Annotated in this window: 19 protein-coding genes; 10 read left to right on the top strand and 9 right to left on the bottom strand. The window is 73.3% G+C overall.

All coding sequences use genetic code 11. From position 1 onward, the window contains the following. Positions 1–772: 772 nt before the first annotated feature. The 3 genes from ACFYST_RS34050 to ACFYST_RS34040 all read left to right on the top strand — a co-directional run bounded on the left by ACFYST_RS34050 (position 773) and on the right by ACFYST_RS34040 (position 3,250). Positions 773–1,240, top strand: coding sequence for a DUF6325 family protein (locus ACFYST_RS34050; RefSeq protein ID WP_387868090.1), 468 nt, complete (start codon positions 773–775; stop codon positions 1,238–1,240). Positions 1,241–1,308: 68 nt separating this feature from the next. Next, positions 1,309–1,602, top strand: a complete 294-nt coding sequence (locus tag ACFYST_RS34045; protein WP_387641797.1) for an SHOCT domain-containing protein — start codon at positions 1,309–1,311, stop codon at positions 1,600–1,602. 55 nt (positions 1,603–1,657) lie between these two features. Continuing rightward, positions 1,658–3,250, top strand: a complete 1,593-nt coding sequence (locus ACFYST_RS34040; protein WP_387868087.1) for an MFS transporter — start codon at positions 1,658–1,660, stop codon at positions 3,248–3,250. 6 nt (positions 3,251–3,256) lie between these two features. On the opposite strand, the gene ACFYST_RS34035 is transcribed toward ACFYST_RS34040, so the two are convergent. Together ACFYST_RS34035 and ACFYST_RS34030 are read right to left on the bottom strand one after the other, a co-directional pair. Then, positions 3,257–4,189 carry a DUF389 domain-containing protein gene (locus ACFYST_RS34035; protein WP_387641803.1) on the bottom strand — a complete coding sequence of 311 codons (933 nt, stop codon included), beginning with the start codon at positions 4,187–4,189 and terminating at the stop codon, positions 3,257–3,259. A gap of 59 nt (positions 4,190–4,248) precedes the next feature. Continuing rightward, complete coding sequence (locus ACFYST_RS34030) at positions 4,249–5,175, bottom strand: helix-turn-helix transcriptional regulator (RefSeq protein WP_387868085.1); 927 nt, start codon at positions 5,173–5,175, stop codon at positions 4,249–4,251. 64 nt (positions 5,176–5,239) lie between these two features. Between ACFYST_RS34030 and ACFYST_RS34025 the strand changes: the two genes are divergently transcribed. Together ACFYST_RS34025 and ACFYST_RS34020 are read left to right on the top strand one after the other, a co-directional pair. Further along, entirely contained in the window at positions 5,240–5,710 is a 471-nt protein-coding gene (locus tag ACFYST_RS34025; RefSeq protein WP_387868081.1) for a hypothetical protein, read from the top strand. Next, positions 5,707–6,252 carry an NIPSNAP family protein gene (locus ACFYST_RS34020; protein WP_387868079.1) on the top strand — a complete coding sequence of 182 codons (546 nt, stop codon included), beginning with the start codon at positions 5,707–5,709 and terminating at the stop codon, positions 6,250–6,252. The genes ACFYST_RS34025 and ACFYST_RS34020 overlap by 4 nt, the downstream gene beginning before the upstream one ends. Positions 6,253–6,256: 4 nt before the next feature. On the opposite strand, the gene ACFYST_RS34015 is transcribed toward ACFYST_RS34020, so the two are convergent. Together ACFYST_RS34015 and lepB are read right to left on the bottom strand one after the other, a co-directional pair. Beyond that, entirely contained in the window at positions 6,257–6,892 is a 636-nt protein-coding gene (locus tag ACFYST_RS34015; protein ID WP_387868078.1) for a gamma carbonic anhydrase family protein, read from the bottom strand. Positions 6,893–7,070: 178 nt separating this feature from the next. Beyond that, positions 7,071–7,775: a signal peptidase I gene (gene lepB, locus ACFYST_RS34010; protein ID WP_387868075.1), complete on the bottom strand. Its 705-nt coding sequence runs from the start codon at positions 7,773–7,775 to the stop codon at positions 7,071–7,073. A gap of 175 nt (positions 7,776–7,950) precedes the next feature. Here lepB and ACFYST_RS34005 point away from each other — a divergent pair, with 175 nt between their 5' ends. Then, a complete protein-coding gene (locus ACFYST_RS34005) occupies positions 7,951–8,796 on the top strand; it encodes a hypothetical protein (RefSeq protein WP_387868072.1) in 846 nt (281 codons plus the stop codon). A gap of 114 nt (positions 8,797–8,910) precedes the next feature. Here ACFYST_RS34005 and ACFYST_RS34000 read toward each other — a convergent pair whose 3' ends face one another. Further along, a complete protein-coding gene (locus ACFYST_RS34000; RefSeq protein ID WP_387868070.1) occupies positions 8,911–12,111 on the bottom strand; it encodes a M28 family peptidase in 3,201 nt (1,066 codons plus the stop codon). A gap of 258 nt (positions 12,112–12,369) precedes the next feature. On the opposite strand from ACFYST_RS34000, the gene ACFYST_RS33995 reads away from it, so the two are divergent. Continuing rightward, the gene (locus tag ACFYST_RS33995) at positions 12,370–13,875 is read left to right on the top strand and encodes a helix-turn-helix domain-containing protein (protein ID WP_387868067.1); all 1,506 of its coding nucleotides are present in this window, start codon (positions 12,370–12,372) and stop codon (positions 13,873–13,875) included. Here ACFYST_RS33995 and ACFYST_RS33990 read toward each other — a convergent pair whose 3' ends face one another. Next, complete coding sequence (locus ACFYST_RS33990; protein WP_387868065.1) at positions 13,876–15,504, bottom strand: MFS transporter; 1,629 nt, start codon at positions 15,502–15,504, stop codon at positions 13,876–13,878. A gap of 129 nt (positions 15,505–15,633) precedes the next feature. On the opposite strand from ACFYST_RS33990, the gene ACFYST_RS33985 reads away from it, so the two are divergent. Next, positions 15,634–16,653: a helix-turn-helix transcriptional regulator gene (locus ACFYST_RS33985; protein WP_387868063.1), complete on the top strand. Its 1,020-nt coding sequence runs from the start codon at positions 15,634–15,636 to the stop codon at positions 16,651–16,653. Here ACFYST_RS33985 and ACFYST_RS33980 read toward each other — a convergent pair. Further along, complete coding sequence (locus tag ACFYST_RS33980) at positions 16,650–17,642, bottom strand: hypothetical protein (protein WP_387868061.1); 993 nt, start codon at positions 17,640–17,642, stop codon at positions 16,650–16,652. The genes ACFYST_RS33985 and ACFYST_RS33980 overlap by 4 nt on opposite strands. Before the next feature lie 84 nt (positions 17,643–17,726). On the opposite strand from ACFYST_RS33980, the gene ACFYST_RS33975 reads away from it, so the two are divergent. Beyond that, the gene (locus ACFYST_RS33975; protein ID WP_387868058.1) at positions 17,727–18,053 is read left to right on the top strand and encodes a hypothetical protein; all 327 of its coding nucleotides are present in this window, start codon (positions 17,727–17,729) and stop codon (positions 18,051–18,053) included. A gap of 88 nt (positions 18,054–18,141) precedes the next feature. Continuing rightward, positions 18,142–18,519 carry a hypothetical protein gene (locus ACFYST_RS33970; RefSeq protein WP_387641829.1) on the top strand — a complete coding sequence of 126 codons (378 nt, stop codon included), beginning with the start codon at positions 18,142–18,144 and terminating at the stop codon, positions 18,517–18,519. Between the two features lie 7 nt (positions 18,520–18,526). On the opposite strand, the gene ACFYST_RS33965 is transcribed toward ACFYST_RS33970, so the two are convergent. Both ACFYST_RS33965 and ACFYST_RS33960 read right to left on the bottom strand, forming a co-directional pair. After that, positions 18,527–19,144 (bottom strand): TetR/AcrR family transcriptional regulator, encoded by a 618-nt coding sequence (locus ACFYST_RS33965; protein ID WP_387868056.1) that lies wholly within the window; start codon positions 19,142–19,144, stop codon positions 18,527–18,529. Positions 19,145–19,285: 141 nt separating this feature from the next. Beyond that, a complete protein-coding gene (locus tag ACFYST_RS33960; protein WP_387868054.1) occupies positions 19,286–20,704 on the bottom strand; it encodes an MFS transporter in 1,419 nt (472 codons plus the stop codon). Between the last annotated feature and the right edge of the window lie 39 nt (positions 20,705–20,743).

Genomic DNA, 20,743 nt, shown 5'->3' with positions numbered 1-20,743 from the left:
GTGCGTTTCGTGCGCGGTCGCCCGGTGTAGCGGCAGGGCCGCGCCGGAGCGCGGGTCGGTGGCGGTCGGTGAAGAGCCGGCTGGGCGGCGGGAGTTGGGCATCGAGCTGTGCGAGCCGGACCGACCCTTGTCCGGGAGGCCGACGTGCGCTTGCCGCAGGCCGTTCTCGTGTGCGGGTTCACCTCCGTCGGCAGCGGGGTGTTGCGTTTCGTGCGCGGTCGCCCGGTGTAGCGGCAGGGCCGCGCCGGAGCGCGGGTCGGTGGCGGTCGGTGAAGAGCCGGCTGGGCGGCGGGAGTTGAGCATTGAGCTGTGCGAGCCGGACCGACCCTTGTCCCGGAGGCCGACGCGCGCTTGCCGCAGGCCGTTCTCGTGTGCGGGTCCACCCCGGTCGGTAGCGAGGTGCTGCTGCGCCCACGACGCCCCGGTTGCCCGGTGTAGCGGCACGGCCCGCGCCGGAGCGCGGGCCGGTGGCAGTCGGTGAAGAGCCGGCCGGGCGGCGGGAGTTGAGCATCGAGCTGTGCGAGTCGGACCAGCCCTTGTCCTGGAGGCCGCCGCGCGCTTGCCGCAGGCCATTCTAGTGTGCGGGTTCACCCCCGTCGGCAGCGGGGTGCCGCGTTCCGCACCTGGTCACCCAGAGTAGCGGCACGGCCGCACCGGAGCGCGGGGAGCCGGGGTGCGGGCTAGCGTGGGACCGGGCCGGTACGCGGCGAACGCCGCCGGCCCGATCCCGGTCGGCATGCCCGGCCGGCCGCCTTCCATCCCGGGAGCCGCTGTGAGCAAGCAACCCCAAGACCCGGACGAACTGGGCCCGATCGACTACCTGGTGATCTCGTTCCCGGGCAGCCGGCTGACCGGCGAGGGCATGCCACTGCTGGTCGACCTGGTCGACCGCGGCATCATCCGGATCCTCGACCTGATCTTCCTCCGCAAGGGCACCGACGGCACGGTCGCGGCCGTCGAAGTGGCCGACCTCGACGGAGACGGAAAGCTCGACCTCGCCGTGTTCGAGGGCGCCTCCTCCGGCCTGCTCGGCGACGCCGACCTGGCCGAGGCCGGCGGCCTGCTCGACCCCGGCGACTCCGCCGTCGTCCTGCTCTACGAGAACCGGTGGGCCGCCCCGCTCGCCGCCGCGCTGCGCCGGGCCGACGCCCGGATGATCGCCGGCGGGCGCGTTTCGCTGCAGGACCTGGTCGAGGTGCTCGACGCGATCGAGGAGCTCGGAACCGGGCCCGCGGCCTGACCGCAGAGACACCCCCAGAGACACCCCCAGAGAAACCGCCAGAGAACCGCCAGAGAAAAGAGAACGCCATGCCCGGACTGCTCCGTGGCGTCGCCCGTACCGCGGTCATCTCCGGTACCGCCACCGCCGTCTCCAACCGGGTCTCCCGCCGCCAGGCCGGACGCTGGGCGCAGCAGGACCCCCAGCAGGTCGGCTACGCCGAACCCGCCGCCCCGCCCCCGCCCCCGCAGCAGGCTCCGGCGGGCGCGCCGGACATGGAGCAGAAGCTCGACCAGCTCCAGCAGCTCGCCGCGCTCAAGGAGCAGGGCGTGCTCACCGAGCAGGAGTTCGCCGCGCAGAAGGCGCGGATCCTCGGCGGCTGAACCAGGGGAACCGGGGGAACCGGGGGAACCGGCATCGGGACGCCCGGGAGGCGCAGTGAACAGGTGGAAGCCGCTGATCGTCCTCGGGACGGCCCAGTTCCTGATGGTGCTGGACGCCTCGGTGATGAACGTGTCGATCAGCCAGCTGGTCGCCGACTTCCACACCGACGTGACCACCATCCAGGCCGTCATCACCCTCTACACCCTGGTGATGGCGGCCTTCATGCTGACCGGCGGCAAGGTCGGCGACATGCTCGGCCGCCGGCAGGTCTTCGTGATCGGCCTGGTGGTGTACGGGTGCGGCTCCGGGCTGACCGCGCTGGCGCCGACCGTCGGCGTGCTCGCGCTCGGCTGGTCGGTGATCGAGGGGCTGGGCGCGGCGCTGGTGCTGCCCGCGCTGGCCGCGCTGGTGGCCGGGTCCTACCAGGGGCGCGAGCGGGCGATCGCCTACGGGGTGGTCGGCGGGCTGGCCGGTGCGGGCATCGCCGTCGGGCCGCTGCTCGGCGGCTGGGTCACCACCTACCTGACCTGGCGGCTGGTGTTCGCGGGCGAGGTGGTCCTGGTGGTGGCGATCCTGGCGGTGATGCGCTGGGTGCCGGCGCAGCCCGCGCCGGAGGACCGGCCCGCGCTGGACGTGCTCGGCGCCGTGCTGTCCGCTGCCGGTCTCGCCCTGGTGGTGCTGGCCGTCCTGCAGAGCGGTACCTGGGGCTGGGTGCAGCCCCGCAACCCCCCGTTCACCGTCCTCGGCTTCGCCCCGACGCTGTTCACCATCGGGCTGGGCGCCGTGCTGCTGTACGCCTTCTGCGTGCACGAACGGCACTACGGGCGGCGGGGCGGGACACCACTGGTCGACTTGGAGCTGTTCGGCAACCGGCCGCTGCGCGCGGGACTGGTGACGCTGTTCAACCAGAACACCGTGCTGCTGGGCCTGTTCTTCGTCATCCCGCTCTACCTCCAGGTCGTGCAGGGGCTGGACGCCTTCCAGACCGGGCTGCGGCTGCTGCCGGTGTCCGTGACGATGCTCGCCACCTCGATGTGCGGCTCGCTGCTGCTGCGGTTCGCCTCGTCCCGGGCGATCGTCCGGATCGGCCTGCTGGTGCTGCTCGCCGCCACCCTGTGGCTGATCACGGCCATCGGGCCGCAGCTGAAGGGCGCCTCGTTCGCCGGTGCGATGGCGCTGCTCGGCATCGGCCTGGGCATGCTCGCCTCGCAGCTGGGCAACACGGTGCAGTCCAGCGTGCGGGCGTCGGAGCGCAGCGAGGCCGGCGGCCTGCAGTACACCGCGCAGAACCTCGGCTCCTCGCTGGGCACGGCGCTGATCGGCGCGCTCCTCATCGGCGCCCTCGCCGCCTCCGTCACCACCCGGATCGAGAGCGACCCCCGGGTGAGCCAGGCCGTCGCCCAGGAGGCCGGGACGCACGTGGAGGCGGGGGTGTCCTTCGTCCCCGCCGACCAGGTCGCGGCCGCGCTGGCCACCCGGTCCGACGTCACGCCGCAGGAGGCCGAGGTGATCGTCGGCCACTACCAGGACGCGCAGATCCAGGGCCTCAAGTCCGCGGTCCTCGCCTGCGCGCTGATCACCGGCGGCGCACTGCTGTTCACCCGCCACCTCCCGACCACCCGCGCGGCGCCCCGGCCGCCCGGCTGAGGGTGCTCAGCGCGGTCCGCGGCGCGCGAAGCGCCAGGCGCCCTGCTGGGCGAGCAGGGTGAGCACGCCGGCGAGGACGATCCCCGACAGGTTGAGCGCCAGCTGCACGGCGGAGCCCCAGCCCTGCGCGTACTCGCCGTACGCCACGGCCACCGCGGCGTTGGCCGCCGCCGGCACGGTGGTGACCGAGATCGCCACCCCGACCAGCGCGGACGCCTTGGCGGAGGTCAGCGACAGCAGGCCCGCGACACCGGCCAGGAAGGCGACCACGAAGGACATCGCGTCCGGCTGCCAGATGAACGAGGTGTTGGGGCGGGCCGCCGCGAACTTGGCATCGCTGAACAGGCCGAGAGCGTCCATCGCCAGCGCGAACCCCACCGTGAGGGCCATCGCGACGGTGAATCCGACCAGCAGGGCCAGCAGGGAGCGGGCCGCCGGGCGGGCCCGGCGCTGCACCACGGCGACGCACAACCCGGCGAGCGGGCCGAACTCCGGGCCCACGGCCATCGCGCCGACCACCAGGATCGCGCTGTCCAGGACGGCGCCGCAGGCGGCCAGCATGGTGGCGACGGTCAGCAGCGCGAGGAAGACCCAGCTGAGGGTGGATTCCTCGTGGACGATCCCGGACACCTCCTCCCACACCAGCGCGTCCACACCCTCGCCCGGGGCCCGCTCCTCCGCCTCCTCGGCGGCCCGCGAGATCGTCAGCCCCGACTCGTCCACGGTGATGGCCCCGCGCTCGGCCAGGCCCAGCGCGCGCAGCTCGCCGAGCAGTTCGTCGACCGCCTCGCGGGCCACGTCGCACAGCACCAGGTCCCCGGGCGGCCGAACCGCCCCACCGGGCAGCACGGCGACGTGGGCGACACCGACGCAGGCGTCGATCCGGTCGAGCACCTGTGCGCGCAGGTCGGCGGGAACGATGAGTCGCAGCTGAAGCAAAGGGTCCTCCGGGCGGTCGCGCTGTCGGCCAAACCTTAGGCCCTGCCCCCGGGACCGGTTCACCCGGCGTAACGGGCCGCCAGAGCCTGGACGGTGGCGGCGAGGCGGGTGCGGAGTTCGGGCGGCTCCAGGACTTCGACGTCGGTGCCCAGACGGAGGAACTCGCCGTGCGCGTGGTCGAGCGACTCGATCGGGATCCGGGCCCGCGTCCACGCGCCCTCGGGCGGTACGCCGAGGCGGCGGGCGCCCTCCGGGGTGAGGCGGACCAGGGCGTGGCCGGTGTGCAGGCGGGAGTGGAAGTCGGCCAGGTGGGCGGTCCAGTACGCGGGCAGGGAGAAGCCGAGCGGGAAAGTGAACTCCTCGCCGAGGCAGGTGAGTTCGAGGATCTGGTCGACCCGGTAGGTGCGGATCCCGGACGGCCCGCCCGCCACCAGGTACCAGCGGCCGGCCTTCAGCACCAGGCCGTACGGTTCGACCCGCCGCGAGATCTCCTCCGGGGCGCGCCACCGGCGGTACTGGAGCAGCAGCGCGCGCCGCGCCCACACCGCGTCGGCCACCGCCGCCAGGTGCGGGGTGCGGTCCGCGTCGCCGTACCAGCCCGGGGCGTCGAGCAGGAAGCGTTCCTGGATCCGGTCCGCGTGCGCGCGGAGCTCCGCCGGGAGCGCGGCCCGCAGCTTCAGCCGGGCGGTGGCGAGCGCCTCGCCCAGGCCGAGTTCGGCGGCGGTGCCGGGCAGTGCGGCGAGGAACGCGGCCTGCGCCTCGTCGGCCGTCAGCCCGGTCAGACGGGTCCGGTAGCCGTCCACCAGGCGGTAGCCGCCCGCGTGCCCGGCCTCGCCGTACAGCGGAATGCCGGCGGCGGCGAGCGCCTCGACGTCCCGGTAGACCGTCCGGACGGAGACCTCCAGTTCGTCGGCCAGTTGGCGGGCCGTCAGCCGCCCCCGGTTCTGGAGCAGCAGGAGGAGGGTGACCAGTCGACTCGCACGCATGATCGCCAGTGTCCGGGTTTCCACTGACAGCGGATGTCAGGGGAGCGGCCGTAGCGTGCGGCGCATGAACGACTTCGACTTTCTGCACGGCACCTGGCAGGTCGCCAACCGCCGCCTCACCACCCCGCTTTCGGAGCCGCCCGGCGGCACCTGGGCGGAGTTCCCCGGCCGCGTCGTGGTCCGGCCGCTGTTCGGCGGCGCCGGGAACATCGACGAGATCGACTTCCCCACCCTCGGACGGCAGGGCCTGACGCTGCGGCTGTACGACCGCGAGACGCGGCAGTGGACGATCCACTGGTCCGACAGCCGCACCGGCCGACTCGACCCGCCGGTGGTCGGCGGCTTCACCGGCGACCGCGGCGACTTCTACGGCGACGACCACTACGAGGGCCGCCCGATCCGCGTGCACTTCGCCTGGCACCGGCTCGGACCCGAAACCGCCCGGTGGGAACAGGAGTTCTCCACCGACGGCGGCCGCAGCTGGGAACTCAACTGGACCATGGACCTCACCCGCACCGGAGCAGCCCCCGCATGAGCATCGTCGAACTCCGCCAGTACACCCTGCACCCCGGCGCCCGGGACACCCTGATCGAGCTGTTCGAGCGGGAGTTCGTGACCGGACAGCGGGACGCGGGCATCACGCTCGGCGGCCGCTTCCGAGACCTCGACGACCCCGACCGGTTCGTCTGGCTGCGCGCCTTCCCCGACATGACGCACCGCCGGCGCGCCCTGGAGGCGTTCTACGGCGGCCCGGTGTGGCGGGCGCACCGCGAGGAGGCCAACGCGACGATGGTCGACAGCGACGACGTGCTGCTGCTGCGCGGCCCGGGCTTCCTCCCCGCCGCGGGCGTGAGGGAGGTGGAGGCGACCATCTGCCGGTCCGACGCCGCGTTCGACGCGTACGCCGACCGGCAGTTGCGCCCGCGGCACGCCCTGCACCGCACCGAGCACGCCGTCAACGGCTTCCCGCAACTCCCCGTCCGCACCGGCCTCGACGTCCGCGTCTGGTTCGGCCCGGCCGACCCGCCCCCGTCGCCGCCGCTCCAGCGCCTGCGGCTGGAACCCGTGACGGCCTGACGGTTCACCGCTCCCGGAGGTCGTCCAGGTGCGCGCCGAACTCCCGCACGCGCACCTCGGCGATGCGCTCGTAGCGGGCCAGGCGGTCGGTCAGCGCGGCGTCGATGCCGAACGCCACGCCCGCGAAGCCGAGTTCGGCGATGGCCTGCGGCACGGCCGGGTCACCGGGCGCGAAGATCCGCACCGGGTCGCCGACGGCGAGGCAGTGCGGGGGAACGAAGAACTCGTCCGGAAGTACCGTGCGGGCATGGACGAGCGCGGAGACGGCGACCACCGTCCCCGCGCCGACCCGGGCCTCCTGCAGCACACTCGCCGAGGTGGCCAGATACGCGCAGCGCTGCACGGTGCACCCCAGCAGCGTGGCGTGCGGGCCGACGAACACGTGGTCGGCGAGAGTGACGGGCTGCTCGGCGGCGACGGCGGAGGCCCGCAGGACGGCGTTCTCGCACACCACCGTCGCCTCCCCGACCTCGACGAACGCGCCCTCGGCATCCAGCACCGCGCCGTACATCACCCGCGCGCGGGGCCCGATCCGCACATCGCCGACCAGCGTGGCCGTCGGCGCGACATAGGCGCTGGGGTGCACCTGCGGAAGAGCGCCGCGGTGCCTGATCCGGATTCCCCGCGGGTGTGTGGTCACCGGCGGGATTCTCGAGCAGCGCGGACCGCCGCACCGGCGGAAACCGGACACGGCGCTATGGTCGAACAATGACGGACCCTCAACTTCCGGGCGGCGTACGGCCCGACGACACCGAGATCGCCGCCGGCTGGGCGCAGCCGTGGCGGCCCGGCTGCCGAACCTGCGGATGGGCCGGCCGTCAGCCGAGGTGGTGGAAGGTGTCGGGGACGGGCAGCGAGGCCCAGCGGGGGAGGGGCCAGAGCAGAACGCGGGCGCGGCCGATGACGTGGTCGACCGGGACGAAGCCGCCGCCGGGGTTGTAGAGCTGCTGGTAGCGGGAGTCGGCGGAGTCGTTGCGGTGGTCGCCCATCACCCACAGGTGGCCCGGCGGGACGGTGACGGTTCCCACGGGGTAGTCGTCGCAGGGCGTAGCGCCGGGGTAGAGGTACGGCTCGTCGAGGGTGGTGCCGTTCACCGTCAGGGGGTGGCCGGCGCGGCAGTCGACGGTGTCGCCCGCGACCGCGACGACCCGCTTGATCAGGTCCTTCTCGTCCGCGGACGGCGCCAGCCCGACCCAGCTCAGCACGTTGCGGACACCGCCGGCGACGCCCCCGGTGTCCGACTTGCCGGGGAGCCAGCCGCCCGGGTCGCGGAACACCACCACCTCGCCGCGCTGCGGAGTGTCCCCGAGCCACGGGCTGAACTTGTCGACCGCGACCCGGTCGCCCTTCTGCAGGGTGCCCATCATCGACCCGGACGGGATCACGAACACCTGGAACACGAAGGTCTTCAGCACGAACGCCAGCACCAGCGCCACCACCGCCGGCACCACCAGCCCGCGCAGCGCCGAACGCCGGCCGGCGGGCCGCTTCGAAGAGCTGATTGCCCGCAATCGGGCGAGCACAGCGGCACGGTGCGACAACGGACGACCCTTCCCCCGGCGGCCGGACAGCCCTTTCCGGGTCCGCCCGGGCGCCATCGTACGGACACGGCCCGTCTGGGGAACGTAAAACGCCTGTCGCCGGCAGTCGGTACCGTTCCTCAACTCCCGTGAAACGACAGGTAGGAGAGGTTCACCCGTGACGACCGATACGGAACCCGGCGGATGGGACGCCGCGCTGGCCGACGCCTTCGCGATATTCCTCGGCGACGGCGTGGCGGCGGAACCCGCCGGCGCCCGGTACGGGGCGTACTACGCCTCGGACACCCTCGACGAGTTCCTGTTCCCCAACACCTGGGCCACCCCCGACGCCCTGTCGGCGGCCGAGCCGGGCTACCTGCCGGACCCGGACGGCCCGCACCCCTTCTCCCCGTGGAACTGGCAGTTCGACCTGGGCGCCTCGCTGTTCCGCTTCGACCCCGACCTGCTCGCCGGAACGGGCGCGTGGGGCGCGGACGGGCACAAGGGCCCGAGGCCGTTCGACGAGGCCTTCGTCGCCGACCTGCGCGCCGTCGCCGCCGTGGACGACACGGACGGCGCGGTGGTGCGGGGCGCGGAGCTGGCACCGCTGCTGCGCCGCCACGGGGTCGACCTGAGCGACGAGGCGTGCGTGCGGCTGAACCACTGGCTGACCGTCGTTCTGCGCGTCGCCACCGGCGGCACCCTGGACGAGGCGATGCGGGCCGCGACCTTCACCGAGCGCGGCCCCGAACACCTGGTGACCGGGCACGACGTGAGCATCGACCGTCCCGGGGACGAGACCTGGGAGGCGCCGCTGCGCGCGGTCGCCCACCCCGGGCTCCGCGACCACCTGCGCGCGCTCTGCCGCACCGAGGCCGATGCGCGCAGCGAGGGCGGCTTCTGCAGCGGCTCCGAGCACTGGCCATGGAGCGACGTGCTGGACGCGGCCGGCTGCTCGCTCGTCATGGGCTGGGGGTTCGGCGAGCACCAGGCCGGAGTGGCCGCCGTGCGCCTGCCCGGCTGACCGCCACCAGGCCGGAGTGGCCGCCATGCGCCTGCCGGCTGACCGCACGCCGGACAGCGAGCGGTGCCGCGACCGGTCCCCCGACCGGCCGCGGCACCGCCCACGCTGCGGCTGCTAGACGCGCTGCCAGAGGGCGGGAACCACGTCCGGCGTCCAGGTGCTCTGCGAGGTGTGGGCCTGCAGGCAGCGGTAGCTGACGCCGTTGTAGGTGACCACGTCACCCGCGTTGTAGTTGACGCCCGCCGCCCAGGTGGTGCCGCCGCTGCCGCCGCCGTTCACCACCAGGGTGAAGGTGGTGGCGTGGGTGGCCGAGGCGCCGGTGCCGGTCAGCGTGATGGTGTACGTGCCGGCCGGGGTGGACGCCGAGGTGGCGACCGTCAGGGACGAGCTGCCACCGCTGGAGACGGTGGACGGGCTGAACGAGACGGTGGCGCCGGACGGCGCGCCGCTCGCGGTCAGCGACACGCTCTGCGCCGAGCCGGAGGTGGTCGCCGTGGAGAGCGTCGCGGTGGCGGACGAACCGGCCTGGACGGTACCGGTGGCCGGGTTCACCGACACGCTGAAGTCGTTGACCGGCGTGGTGGTGCCGCCCACCGAGGTCTTCCAGATCGCGTACGCCACACCGTCGGCGTTGCGGTTCAGCACCGTCGCGTCGACGTTCGAGGTGGTGTCGCAGGACTGGTGGTAGCAGGAGTCGTACGAACGGCCCGCCGTACCACCCCACTTGGCGGCCTGCCCGGACGTCTTCACGGCGTCCGCACCCGCCGCGTAGCCCGAGGTCGGGATGCCGGCCTGCTGGAACGAGTAGTCGTCGGAACGGCCCTGGCCCTCGACGTTCTCCTCCGGCTGGAGGTTCAACGAGTCCCAGTACGCCTTCAGCGGCGCCGCGGTGGCCGAGTTGACGTTGTTGACGAAGTAGCCGGCGTTCGGCGAGCCGACCATGTCGAAGTTGTAGTAGCCCTTGATCGCCGAGCGCTGGGCCGAGGACAGTTGGCCGACGTAGTACGCCGAGCCCTGCAGGCCCTGCTCCTCACCGGCCCACCAGGCGAACCGGACGTGCTTGCTCATGGTCGGGTTCTGCTGCGCCAGCACGAGCGCGTTCTCCAGCAGCACCGCCGAACCCGAGCCGTTGTCGTTGATTCCCGGGCCGGCCGAGACCGAGTCCAGGTGCGCGCCGAACATGGTGACCTGGTCCGACGGGCCGCCCGGCCAGTCCGCGATCAGGTTGTTCGAGGTGTAGCTGCACGAGGTGCAGGTCTGCTCGGTGACGGTGTAGCCCGCCGCCTGAAGCTTGCCCTTCACGTACGCCAGCGACTGCGTGTAACCCGCGCTGCCCGCCCGGCGGTTGCCGCCGTTCTGCTGCGCCACGGTGTACAGCTGGCTCAGGTGCGCCTGCACCTTGGCCACGTCGATGTCCGGGGCCGAGCCGCCGGGGTTGCCGCCACCGCCGCTCACCGTCAGCTGGTACTGCGCGGTGTGGGTGGCCGGGCCGGAGCCGGTCACGGTCAGCGGGTAGGTGCCCGCCGGGGTGTTCGCCCCGACGCTGATGTTCAGCGTCGCCGAACCGCCGGTCTGCACGCTCGACGGGGAGACCGCCGCGGTGGTGCCGGTCGGCGCGCCGCTCACGGACAGCGAGACGTTCGCCGCCGAACCCGAGGTCACGGCCGTGGAGACCGTCGCGGTGGTCGAGGCGCCCTGCTGCACGGTGCCCGCGGACGGGCTCAGCGCCAGCGAGTAGTCACTGGTCGGGGTGCCGGTGCAGCTCGGGTCGCCGGGCTGGGCCGGCACGCTGACGGCGTCCCAGGCGGCCTTGGTGCGGGCGTGCAGGTTGCAGGTGGGGTCCAGGTTCTTCGCAGCCGTCAGGGTCGCGGTGCGGTACTTCTTGTACGTCATGCCGCTGGTCTTCAGCAGCATGCCACCGTAGAAGATCTTGCCCGCGTTCTGGATGCCGACGCCGGTCAGGTTGGAGGAGGAGTTGCAGGTCGGGCTGGACGGCTTGCCGCCGCCCGGGTTCGAACCCTCCGCCAGCAGGTAGAACCAGTGGTTCAGCGGGCCGGCCGCCGCGTGCTCCTCGGTGTTCGGGATGGACGCCGAGTAGCAGTTCGGGTTCCCGGATATCTGCGAGGGGTTGTACATCACCCGGATCGGGCCCTGCCCGACCAGGTTGATCATCTCGCCGACCGTGTAGTCCGGGGAGTCGTACGGCGCCGGCTCGTTGGCGTACGCCTCGGTCAGCGCACCCATGATGTCGCCGGTCGCCTCGCCCAGGCCCGCCTCGTTGCTGGACGCGCCACCCGGCGTGTACTGGTCGAGGCCGTGGCCGAACTCGTGGCCCACCACGTCCATCGCGGCGATCCACTCGTTGGCCTGGCTGTGGCCGATCGAAATGGTCGAGCCGTCCCAGTACGCGTTGATGTCGTTCAGACCGACCTTCACCGGCCAGCTGCCGCCGTTGCCGTTGTGGCCGTTGCGGCCCAGCCAGTCACGGAGCATGTCCCACTCCTTCTGCGCCGCGAACATCGCGTCGGCGCAGCCGGTCTCCTTCGAGGTCGGGTTGCCCGTGCCCCAGGAGTCGGAGGACTTGCTGAACACCGAACCCGTCGAGTAGTCCGAACACTGCAGGCCCGGACGGTTCGGGTCGCGCAGCGAGAACGAACTGCCGGAGCCGGTGGTGGAGATGGTCAGCGGCGACGGGCCGTTCCACTTGCTGTTGATGGTGCCGGCCTTCACGTCGTCGTAGCTGTCGGCGACCTCGCCGGTGATCGCGTCGACGAACACGTGCAGGTGGCTCGGCCGGTTCCCGTCCGAACCCGACAGCACCGACTCCCAGGCCAGGCGCGAGGTGCCGTCCTTGACCCGGACCACCAGCCGCGGGGACTCGGCGGAGTCGACCTTCGCCAGCTTCGCCCGGGCCGCCTTCTCCGCGGCCGCGGCGTCGATCTTCGCCTTCGTCGGGACCCCGACCGGGCCGGACTTCGCGTTCTGCACCGCCCGGACCTTGCCCTGGCCGTCGGCGAGCACCACCGCGTCGCCGCCGACCACCGGCAGGCCCTTGTAGGTGCGCTCGTAGGACACCGAGTACAGGCCGCCCAGGAACGGGGTGACGGACTGTCGCTCGTACGACTCGTCAGGACCCTTGGCCAGCGCGTCCAGGCCGGCCGACGCGGCCAGGTCCGCCGCCGAGACCGCTGCGGCCAGTGGGGTGGGCGCGAGCGGAGCGGGCGCGGGCGAGGCAGCTGCCTGCCCGGCGAAACCGCCGAGCATGCCGCCCAGCACGGCCAGGGTGGTGCCGGCGGTCAGCAATCTGCGTTTCATTCAGAGCTCCTATGATGTGGGGGTGCCACAGGTGTGGGGGTGCCCGGAACCCTCACACCGTCGCCATGCCACGGTCAACGGAGCTGACAGGGCCTGCCAAGAGCTGGCAAGTTCCGTCAAATGCCCCGACCCCGGCGGCAGTTGGAAAACAACAGGTACAGACCACGCCATGTACGCGGCCGGGGTCGGTTCGGTACCTTCTCGATACCGCCCCCCGCACGGGCGGGGGCGGCGAAGCCTTCGGGGAGGTGGCGGCGAATGCTGGGCGCAACCGACCCGGACACCATGCCGGACAGCAGCGGTGCCATCGGCAGCGGCATCGACAGCGGTATCGACCTGGGCAGCGGCAGCGGCAGTGGCAGTGGCGGTGGCGGCGGCAGCGGCAGCGACCTGGGCAGTGGCAGTGGCGGCTGGCAGGAATTCGGCGCGCTGCTGCGCCACTGGCGCCGCCACGCCGGCTGGACCCAGGCCCAACTCGGCGCCGCCGTCGGCTACGACCACACCGCCGTCAGCCGCCTCGAACACGGCGCCCGCCGCGCCACCCCCCGACTCGTCCGCCGCCTCGACGAACTCCTCTCCACCAGCGGCGAACTGACCCGCTGCTACGGACGCGCCGAAACCGCCGAGGCCGACCGCCCCGCGCTGCCCGCCCACCTGCTGCGGCCACCGCTGCCCCCCGGCTCCAGTGCGACCGCTTGTTCCGCAGCACACGAGCACCTCCCCGAGCGGCTGCCCCACCACGACCTGCAGTGCCCGCTGCACGGCGCCACCGGCTGCCAACTCCCGCCCCCCGACGCCGTGTTGGCGCTGCACTCGGCGTTCTGTGACAACCCCGCCGCGCCGCTCGACACCGACACCGTGCACGCCCTCGCCGCCGTCCTCGGCGCCCAACTCCACAGCGCTGAGCGAGCGATGGGCGAACGCGGACCCGGCGCCGTGATCGAGGCCACGCTGCGCGCCGTGGTCGCCCGGCTCGCCGACGCGCCCGCCCGGCACCGCCGCGTCCTCGCCCGACTCGCCGCCGAACACGCCCACGCCGCGGGCAGCCTGCGCCTGCACGGCGGACGCCCCGCCACCGCGATGGCCTGCTTCGACCGCGCCGTCGGCTGGGCCCAACTCGCCGGCGACCCCGCCACCCAGGTCGCCGCCCTCAGCGACATGGCCGTGCTCGGGCTGCTCGACGACGACCCGTTCTCCTCCCGCGGCTACGCCCGCGAGATCCGCCGCGCCGCACCCGGCCACCACTGGTCCGGCGCGCTCTCCCAGATCGGCGAGGCCCGCGCCACCGCGCTGGCCCGCGACGTCCCCGCCACCGTCCACCACCTCGGCCGGGCCCGGCTCCACCTCGACCAGCCCGAGCCCATCGAGACCCACATCGCCTGGCTCGCCCCGCCGGCCCTGCGGATGCGGATCGAATCCGGCTCCGCCGCCGCCCTGCGCGACCTCGCCGCCGCGAGCGGCGACCCCCGCCTCGCCCGCCGCGCCCTCGACGCCGCCCACACCGCGCTCGGCCTGCTCGGCACCGGCGAACTCCCCGCCGCCCGCGCCATGCTGACCGCCCGCATCGCCGACTGCCACCTCTGCCAGGACGACCCGCACACCGCCGTCGCCACCCTCACCCCCCTCCTCGACACCCCGCCCGCCACCCTCCCCGCCCTGGTCCGCCACGAACTGCGCGGCCTGCGCACCCGCCTCACCGCCGGAGCACCCCGCTGGGGCCGCACCGCGACCGAGACTGCCGCCAGGCTGGCCGCCGCGATCTAGCTAGGCGTGGGTCAGGTCGGCAGCGTTGCTCTCTCCCCGCTGCTGGGCGCCCCGCTCGGGCCGGGGGATGAGGAACGTTGCCAGCATGCCGAGGACGAGCAGCGCGGCGCAGGTCCAGCCGTTGACCCGGACCGCGTGGGACATGGCGTCGCGTGCGGCGTCGGCGGCGGGCGCCGTCTGCGGGTTGTCGGCGAGCCGGGCGATCATCGCGCCGGCGCTGTCGGAGACCGCCGAGGACAGCCGGGCGGCGTCGGCCCCGGGTGTTCCCTGCCGGAGGAGGCGGTGCGACAGGTCGGAGGCCAGTGCGGTGAAGAACGTCGAGGTCAGGACGGCGATGCCGAGTGCGGAGCCGAGTTGGCGCGCGGCGCTCTGGATTCCGGAGCCCTGGCCGGCGTGTTGCGGTGGCACGTCCGCGAGGACCACGTTGGTGACCTGGGCGGTGGCGAAGCCGACCCCGGTGCCGTACAGGAACAGGGCGGTGGCGATGACCCACCACGGGGAGTCGCTGCGGGCCAGCAGGCCGAACGTCAGCAGGCCGGCGGCCTCCAGGAGCAGGCCGATCCGGACCAGGCCGACCGGGCCGGTCCGCTCGGCCAGGCCGAAGCTCGCGCCGCTCGCGAAGAAGCTGCCGACCGCGACGACGAAGACCAGCAGCCCGGTCCGGACCGGCGAGTAGCCCAGGGCGTACTGGAGCCAGAGCGGCAGCACGGCGAGCATGCCGAACTCGGCCAGGGCGATGACGAATGTCGCGATGTTGCCCGTGCTGAAGGACTTGATGCCGAACAGCGAGGTGTCCATCAGCGGCGCCGTTCCGCTGCCCCGGGTACACCGAGCCTGGCGGAGCAGGAAGAGGACGAGACACGCCACCGCGGCGACCAGGGCGACCGGGACGACCGAGAGGCCCGTGCCCTGCCCGAACGGGCCGAAGTCCTTGCGCGGTTCCCACCACCCGTAGTTGCGTCCCTCGATCAGCGCGAACGCGAGAAGTCCGAGGCTCAGCACCGACAGCGCCGCGCCGACGGCGTCGAGTCGTCCCGGCCGGCGGGGGGAGAGCGGGAGAAACCTCATGACGCCGGAGAGGATCAGGGCGACGACCGCGAGGTTGATGCCGAACGCCCACCGCCAGGAGTAGTCGGCGAGCCAACCGCCCAGCAGCGGTCCGACCGCGGCCGCCGCCCCGATCGTCGATCCCCAGACGGCGAACGCCTTGCCGCGGTCCGGCCCCCGGAAGGTCAGGTTGAGCAGCGCCAGCGACGTCGGCATGATGATCGCGCCACCGACACCCTGCGCGAACCGGCCGGCGATCAGCAGCCCGCCGGTGGGCGACACCGCCGCTGCGATGCTGGCCAGCCCGAAGAGCACCGTCCCGGCGACGAACAGCCTGCGCGCTCCCAGGACGTCCGAGAGGCGGCCCGCCACCAGCAGCAGGGCGGCCAGCACGATCGCGTAGGACTCCTGGATCCACTGGGCGCCGAAGGCCGAGATCCCCAGGTCGTCGATGATCGGTGGCATCACCACATTGACGATGGTGAAGTCCACGACCACCAGCGCGACACCGAGGGAGACGGCGATCAGGCCCCACCAGGCGCGCCGGTCGGTGGGTGAGGGCCGAGCCGGATTCTCGGACATGACGTTCTTCCGTTCTGTTGGAGGTTCGATGGGGGTGCGGCGGAGGCGTCCGGCCTCCGAGCCAGTGGCACCCTGCCAGCAGAAGAGGACGTAACCTGACCGCTACTCACACCAATCCGGGGGCAATCCGTGATCGCCAACCGAACGCTGGAGCTGCTCAGCCTGCTGCAGGCCCAGAAGGAGTGGACCGGCGACGGCCTGGCCGAGCGGCTGGGGGTGTCCCCGCGGACGGTCCGGCGCGACATCAACCGACTGCGCGAACTGGGCTATCCCGTCACGGCGCGCAAAGGCCCCTCCGGCTTCTACCGGCTGTCCCGCGGGGCTCGGCTGCCCCCGCTGGTCGTCGACGACGAGCAGGCCATCGCCATCGCGCTGGCCCTGCAGACCGCCCCGGCCTCGGTCACCGGCATGGGGGACGCCACGAAGCGCGCGCTGAACTCCATCAAGGAGCTGCTGCCTCCCCACCTGGCCCGCAGGCTGGCCACCTTCTCGGTCGAACAGCTCGAGAACGCCTGGGAGTTGGCCCCGCCCCAGGTCGATCCCGCACTGCTGGCGCAGCTGAGCGCCGCCGCGCAGCAGCGCGAGCTGGTGCGGTTTGCCTACCGGTCCGTCGACCGCGAGCCGGTGGAGGGCGAGGAGGTGCTGGCCGAGCCCCACCGGCTCGTCGTCTGGTCCGGGCGCTGGTACCTGGTGGCGTACGACCAGCGGCGAAACTCGTGGCACACCTACCGGCTCGACCGGATCGGTCAACTGGCCTCCACCGCATGGCGGTTCGGCCCCCGCGAGGTGCCGGAGACGGACCTCGCCAGTTTCGTCCAGAGCCAGCCCGACCGGGGGGACACCGCGGACACCTGGCCGTGCTGGGGCACTGTCCTGATGGAGTGCCCCGCGACGCTGGTGGCGAAGTGGGCTCCGGGCGCGGCGAGTTTCGAAGCGGTCGACGAGCGGACCACCCGGATCCGGATGGGGGCGTGGTCCTGGTCGGGGATCCTCGGCTTCCTCGTCACCTTCGACTGTCCGTTCACCGTCGAAGGCCCGCCCGAACTCGCCGAAGCGGCCCGCCGGTTGATCGGCCGACTCGCCGCCGGCGCGCCCCTGCCCGATGAACACGCCTCCGTGCCGCCGAGGGCCAGGACGGGCAGTTCCTAGCCGGTCCGGCCCGGAGGCGACGGTTCGGGGGCGGTGGGTGGCGTCAGCATCGCGGCGAGCCGGTCGACGCCGAATCCGCCGATCAGGAGGCGTTCCTTGCGGCTTCCGACGAGGTGCTGGGTCCAGTCGACGAACCCGCCGTCCGCGACCTCCAGTTGCCGGCCGTGGACGGTGGCGTGGATCTTGTAGCAGAGGTCGGTGTAGTAGCCGCGTCCGGTCGCCCGGTCGGGATCGTCGACGATGTCGACACCCGGTGTCCCGGCCAGCTCCGTCCGGGTGCGGGCCAGGACCGGCGCGGCGCGCTCGTCGAGGCAGGTGAGGCGGATCTCGGTGCGGCGCGCGCCCGCGCGTGTCATCGCCCGGACGGCGAACCGCAGGTGCTCGACGAGGTGTTGGTGCTCGAACGCCCGGCTGCCGGTGTCCCGGCCGGCGGTCACCAGGGCGAACAGCTGGAAGTGGGCGAGCATGCCGGGCGCGTCGAAGTGCTGGGCACGCACGACTCGTTGGCCGGCGGCCAGCCGGACGGGCACGGTGGAGCGGGGGTCGGCGGCCAGGGCCCGGGATCTCCGCTCGGCCGCCTCCAGGGCCAGGGCATTGGTCGGGTCGGCGGCGACCTCGCTGCCACGGATGGTGGCGACGACCTTGCGCGGATCCACGGTCGCCACCGCCGTGTGCGCGGCCAGCGGTACCAGCGGGGCCAGGGTGACCAGCTGGAAGTCGCCCGGCAGAGCGGACAGCAGGAGGTCCTCGGCCTGCCGCAGGTGCGCGAACCCGGTCGGCGCCGGGGTCACGAACCGGTCGGTGCGATAGCGCCGCATCACCTCGGCCGGAGTGAGCCGGTCGGCGCGGCGCCGGAAGACCTCCAGGAGCAGCGTGGTCAGCTCCGAACCCGTCAACTCCTCGGAGAGCACGTCCAACAGTTCCGGCCCACCCGCCTTGGCCAGCACGCGGCGCAGCGCCGGATCGGCAGAGTGCTCATCGCTCGTCATGGCGGGTCAGTATCGCCGGACCGGAAGCGGGGAGACCATCGAATTACCCCGCTCCGTCCGGACGGGCTCTGCAAGACTCGCGGCATGAAGTCGTTCCCCGCGAACCCCGACAGCCTGGCCGACCCCGTCACGCTCGTTGACGGGCAAGGCACTTGCTGGGTTCTCCACCGCAAGCGCCTGGACCTCCGCGTCGTCCGTCGGCTGGTGAAGGATGCGGCAACGCCCGTGGTGTGGGGGGACATGGGCGGCATCAGCCCGCGATCCGTGGCCGAGGCGGAGCGTTCCACGCTCTGGGCCCTGATCAAGGACGAGTACAAGGGCCCTGGCGGGACGTGGTCCGGGCGGTACCTGGCCCACGAGTTCCGGGCCGGGCCGGGGCGGCGGATGCTCTACGTCGAGGACCACTGCTGAGCGAACCCGCCTCGAGGCCGGGGCACATGACGCCTCCTCCGGGCGGGGGACTATGATCTCTTGATTCACCGATCCCGAGGAGGCAGCCATGGGCGCAGCAGACGATCGCGAGCCGGAGATCTCGGACGCGGACCTGCTCGACGTCGCCGACAACCCGTCGCAGGCCGCGGAGTTGCACCGGGCGCTGCGGACGATCGCGAAGGCGGACGGTGTCGGGCCGGAGCTCCAGCAGATGGCCCGGGAGGTGCTGAGCGGGCGGATCGGCATGAAGGACGTGGTCGAGTCCGACCGGTACCTGTCGGCGATCGGGGCGCGGCTCGGCGAGATGCGGGAGGCGGCGGCGAACATGTCGCCGGAGGAGCGCGCCGCGTCCGAGAAGCGGGCGGTGAAGCTGCGCGAGCAGTCCGAGGCCGAGTACGGGCCGGACGAGCCCGACGAGTGGGACCGCCCGCGCGACGACCGCTGACGTCCGGTCAGGTGCTCCGCAGAGCGGAGCCGACGGTCGCCTCCAGGGCGGCCAGCGCCTCGGCGGAGCCGAAGCGGCCGGACTCGACCTGGTCGCCCGCGGCGAGGATCAGCGTGTAGACGCTGGTGACCAGCCAGTGGGCGGGCAGGTCGGTGCGGAAGACGCCCTCGTCCTGCCCGCGGGTGATCAACTGCTCGACGGTGGCGAGGACATCGGCGTGCCGGTCCTCGACGGTCTCCGCGGGCAGGGCGCGACGGGCGGCGTGCAGCATCCGCAGGTTGCGGTCGAGCAGGTGCCAGGACGAACGCAGCAGGGTGCGCAGGGCCTGGTCGGCCGGTGCGCGCTCCAGGTGCTGGGCCGCGACGGTGGCCGTGACTTCGCGCAGCGCGCGGTCCATCAACTCGCCGAGCAGCGCCTCGCGGGACGGAAAGTGCGCGTACAGGGTGACCCGGCCGACGCCCGCCGCGGCGGCGATCTCGGTCATGCTGGCCTTCGGGTCGCGGGCGAAGCAGTCGGCGGCGGCGGCCAGGATCGCGGCGATGTTGCGTTCGGCATCGGCCCGCCGGGGCTGCCCGGAGCCGCCGCGCCGGGTGGACGCGGCGGCGCCGCGCTGGTCGGATTCCATGGTCGGAGTCTAGGCCCGTCTCTTTCGGGTCCTGCGGGGTGCCGGCAGGCCACCCGCCCGCCCGCGCATGCGCGGGAGGTGTGCGATTTCTGCGCAGGCTCCTTGGAGGCCACCCGCCCGCCCGCGCATGCGCGCGTCGCCTCAGTGCGCGTGCATGCCCGCAGGCCGTTCGGCGCGGCCCGGCGGGATCAGCACCGGGGCGAGGGCGGCCATCAGCAGGGCGGCCGCGGCAAGGACCAGGTGGGCGGTGGGGAAGCCGGCCGAGATGTGGGCGACGATGCCGGGGGCGGCGGCGGTGGAGACGACCGCGATGCCGATCGCGCCGCCGACCTCGTGGAAGGTGTTGACCACGCCGGACGCCACGCCCGCCTCCTCGTGCGGGACGAAACCGAGCGCGGTGGTGGTCGCGCAGACCAGCACCGGCACCACCCCGAACCCGGCGATCGTCAGCCCGGCGACCGTCCACCAAGGCCCGTCCGTGACGGCGAGCAGTACGCTCCCGGCCGCGGCCAGCAGCAGGCCCCCGGCGGCGACGGTGCGGACGCCCGCGTGGGCGAGCAGGTGGCCCGTCAGGTGGGCGGCGACGGCGGTGCCCGCCGCCATCGGCAGGACCAGTGCTCCGGTGGCGAGCGCGGACAGGTGGCGGACGTCCTGCAGGTAGAGCGAGGCGAGGAAGACCAGGCCGAGCAGCAGCGCGGTGGCGACCAGCATCAGCAGTGAGCCGGCGGCGACCGGGCGGCGGGCCAGGATGCGGACGTCCATCAGCGGGGCGGCCGTCCGGCGCTCCAGCAGGACGAACAGGCCGTAGAGCACCACCGAGCCGAGGAGGGGCAGCAGGACGGAGGCCGAACTCCAGTCGTGGTCACCGGCGTTGACCAGCCCGAGGATCAGCGCGCCGGTCGCGGCGGTGACCAGCAGTGCGCCCGGCAGGTCGATCCGCCGGTCGCCGACAGCCGGGGCGGACGGGAGCAGCGCGGGCAGCGCGACGAGGACGCCGAGGCCGACGGGCAGGTTGACGAAGAACACCCAGTGCCAGCCCGGTCCGGCGGTGAGCAGCCCGCCGAGCATCGCGCCGGCGGCGAAGCCGATGCCGCCGAGCATCGCCCACACACCGAGCGCCTTGGTGCGCTCCGGCCCGTCGAACGCCCGGGTCAGCGCGGCCAGCGCAGCGGGGGAGACCAGGGCCGCGCCCACGCCCTGGGCGGCGCGTCCGGCGAGCAGGACGGCGGGCCCGTCGGCCAGGCCGCCGGCCAGCGAGGCGGCGGTGAACAGGAGCAGACCGGCCGTCAGGACCCGGCGCGCCCCGAACGCGTCGGCCAGCCGTCCGCCGAGCAGCATCAGCCCGCCGAAGCAGAGCGTGTACGCGGTGACGGCCCAGGTCAGCGCGGAGCGGCCGAGGTGCAGGTCGGCGCCGATCGCGGGCAGCGCGACGTTGATGACCGTGACGTCCACGATCAGCATGAACTGGGCCAGGCAGAGCACCCCGAGCAGCAGCCGGCGGCGCGGATGCCCGGCGGCCGGGGCGTGGGTGGACGGTGGGTGGTGCGCGGTGCCGTGCATGGGTGGCCCCCCGTAACTCGAACAGTGGTGTACGGGTTA

The organism is Kitasatospora sp. NPDC004614, assembly GCF_042873675.1.
Taxonomy (GTDB): Bacteria; Actinomycetota; Actinomycetes; order Streptomycetales; family Streptomycetaceae; genus Kitasatospora.
Note: the sequence above shows the minus strand (reverse complement) of the source record. Positions and strands in the feature narration are given on the sequence as shown.

Excerpts from the sequence above, each read along its gene's own strand:
- ACFYST_RS34045 (WP_387641797.1), top strand. The coding sequence starts at position 1,309 with ATGCCCGGACTGCTCCGTGGCGTCGCCCGTACCGCGGTCATCTCCGGT.
- ACFYST_RS33995 (WP_387868067.1), top strand. The coding sequence starts at position 12,370 with ATGCTGGGCGCAACCGACCCGGACACCATGCCGGACAGCAGCGGTGCC.
- ACFYST_RS33970 (WP_387641829.1), top strand. The coding sequence starts at position 18,142 with ATGGGCGCAGCAGACGATCGCGAGCCGGAGATCTCGGACGCGGACCTG.
- ACFYST_RS33990 (WP_387868065.1), bottom strand. The coding sequence starts at position 15,504 with ATGTCCGAGAATCCGGCTCGGCCCTCACCCACCGACCGGCGCGCCTGG.
- ACFYST_RS33960 (WP_387868054.1), bottom strand. The coding sequence starts at position 20,704 with ATGCACGGCACCGCGCACCACCCACCGTCCACCCACGCCCCGGCCGCC.
- ACFYST_RS34025 (WP_387868081.1), top strand. The coding sequence starts at position 5,240 with ATGAACGACTTCGACTTTCTGCACGGCACCTGGCAGGTCGCCAACCGC.
- ACFYST_RS33965 (WP_387868056.1), bottom strand. The coding sequence starts at position 19,144 with ATGGAATCCGACCAGCGCGGCGCCGCCGCGTCCACCCGGCGCGGCGGC.
- ACFYST_RS33980 (WP_387868061.1), bottom strand. The coding sequence starts at position 17,642 with ATGACGAGCGATGAGCACTCTGCCGATCCGGCGCTGCGCCGCGTGCTG.
- ACFYST_RS34020 (WP_387868079.1), top strand. The coding sequence starts at position 5,707 with ATGAGCATCGTCGAACTCCGCCAGTACACCCTGCACCCCGGCGCCCGG.
- ACFYST_RS33975 (WP_387868058.1), top strand. The coding sequence starts at position 17,727 with ATGAAGTCGTTCCCCGCGAACCCCGACAGCCTGGCCGACCCCGTCACG.
- ACFYST_RS34000 (WP_387868070.1), bottom strand. The coding sequence starts at position 12,111 with ATGAAACGCAGATTGCTGACCGCCGGCACCACCCTGGCCGTGCTGGGC.
- ACFYST_RS34030 (WP_387868085.1), bottom strand. The coding sequence starts at position 5,175 with ATGCGTGCGAGTCGACTGGTCACCCTCCTCCTGCTGCTCCAGAACCGG.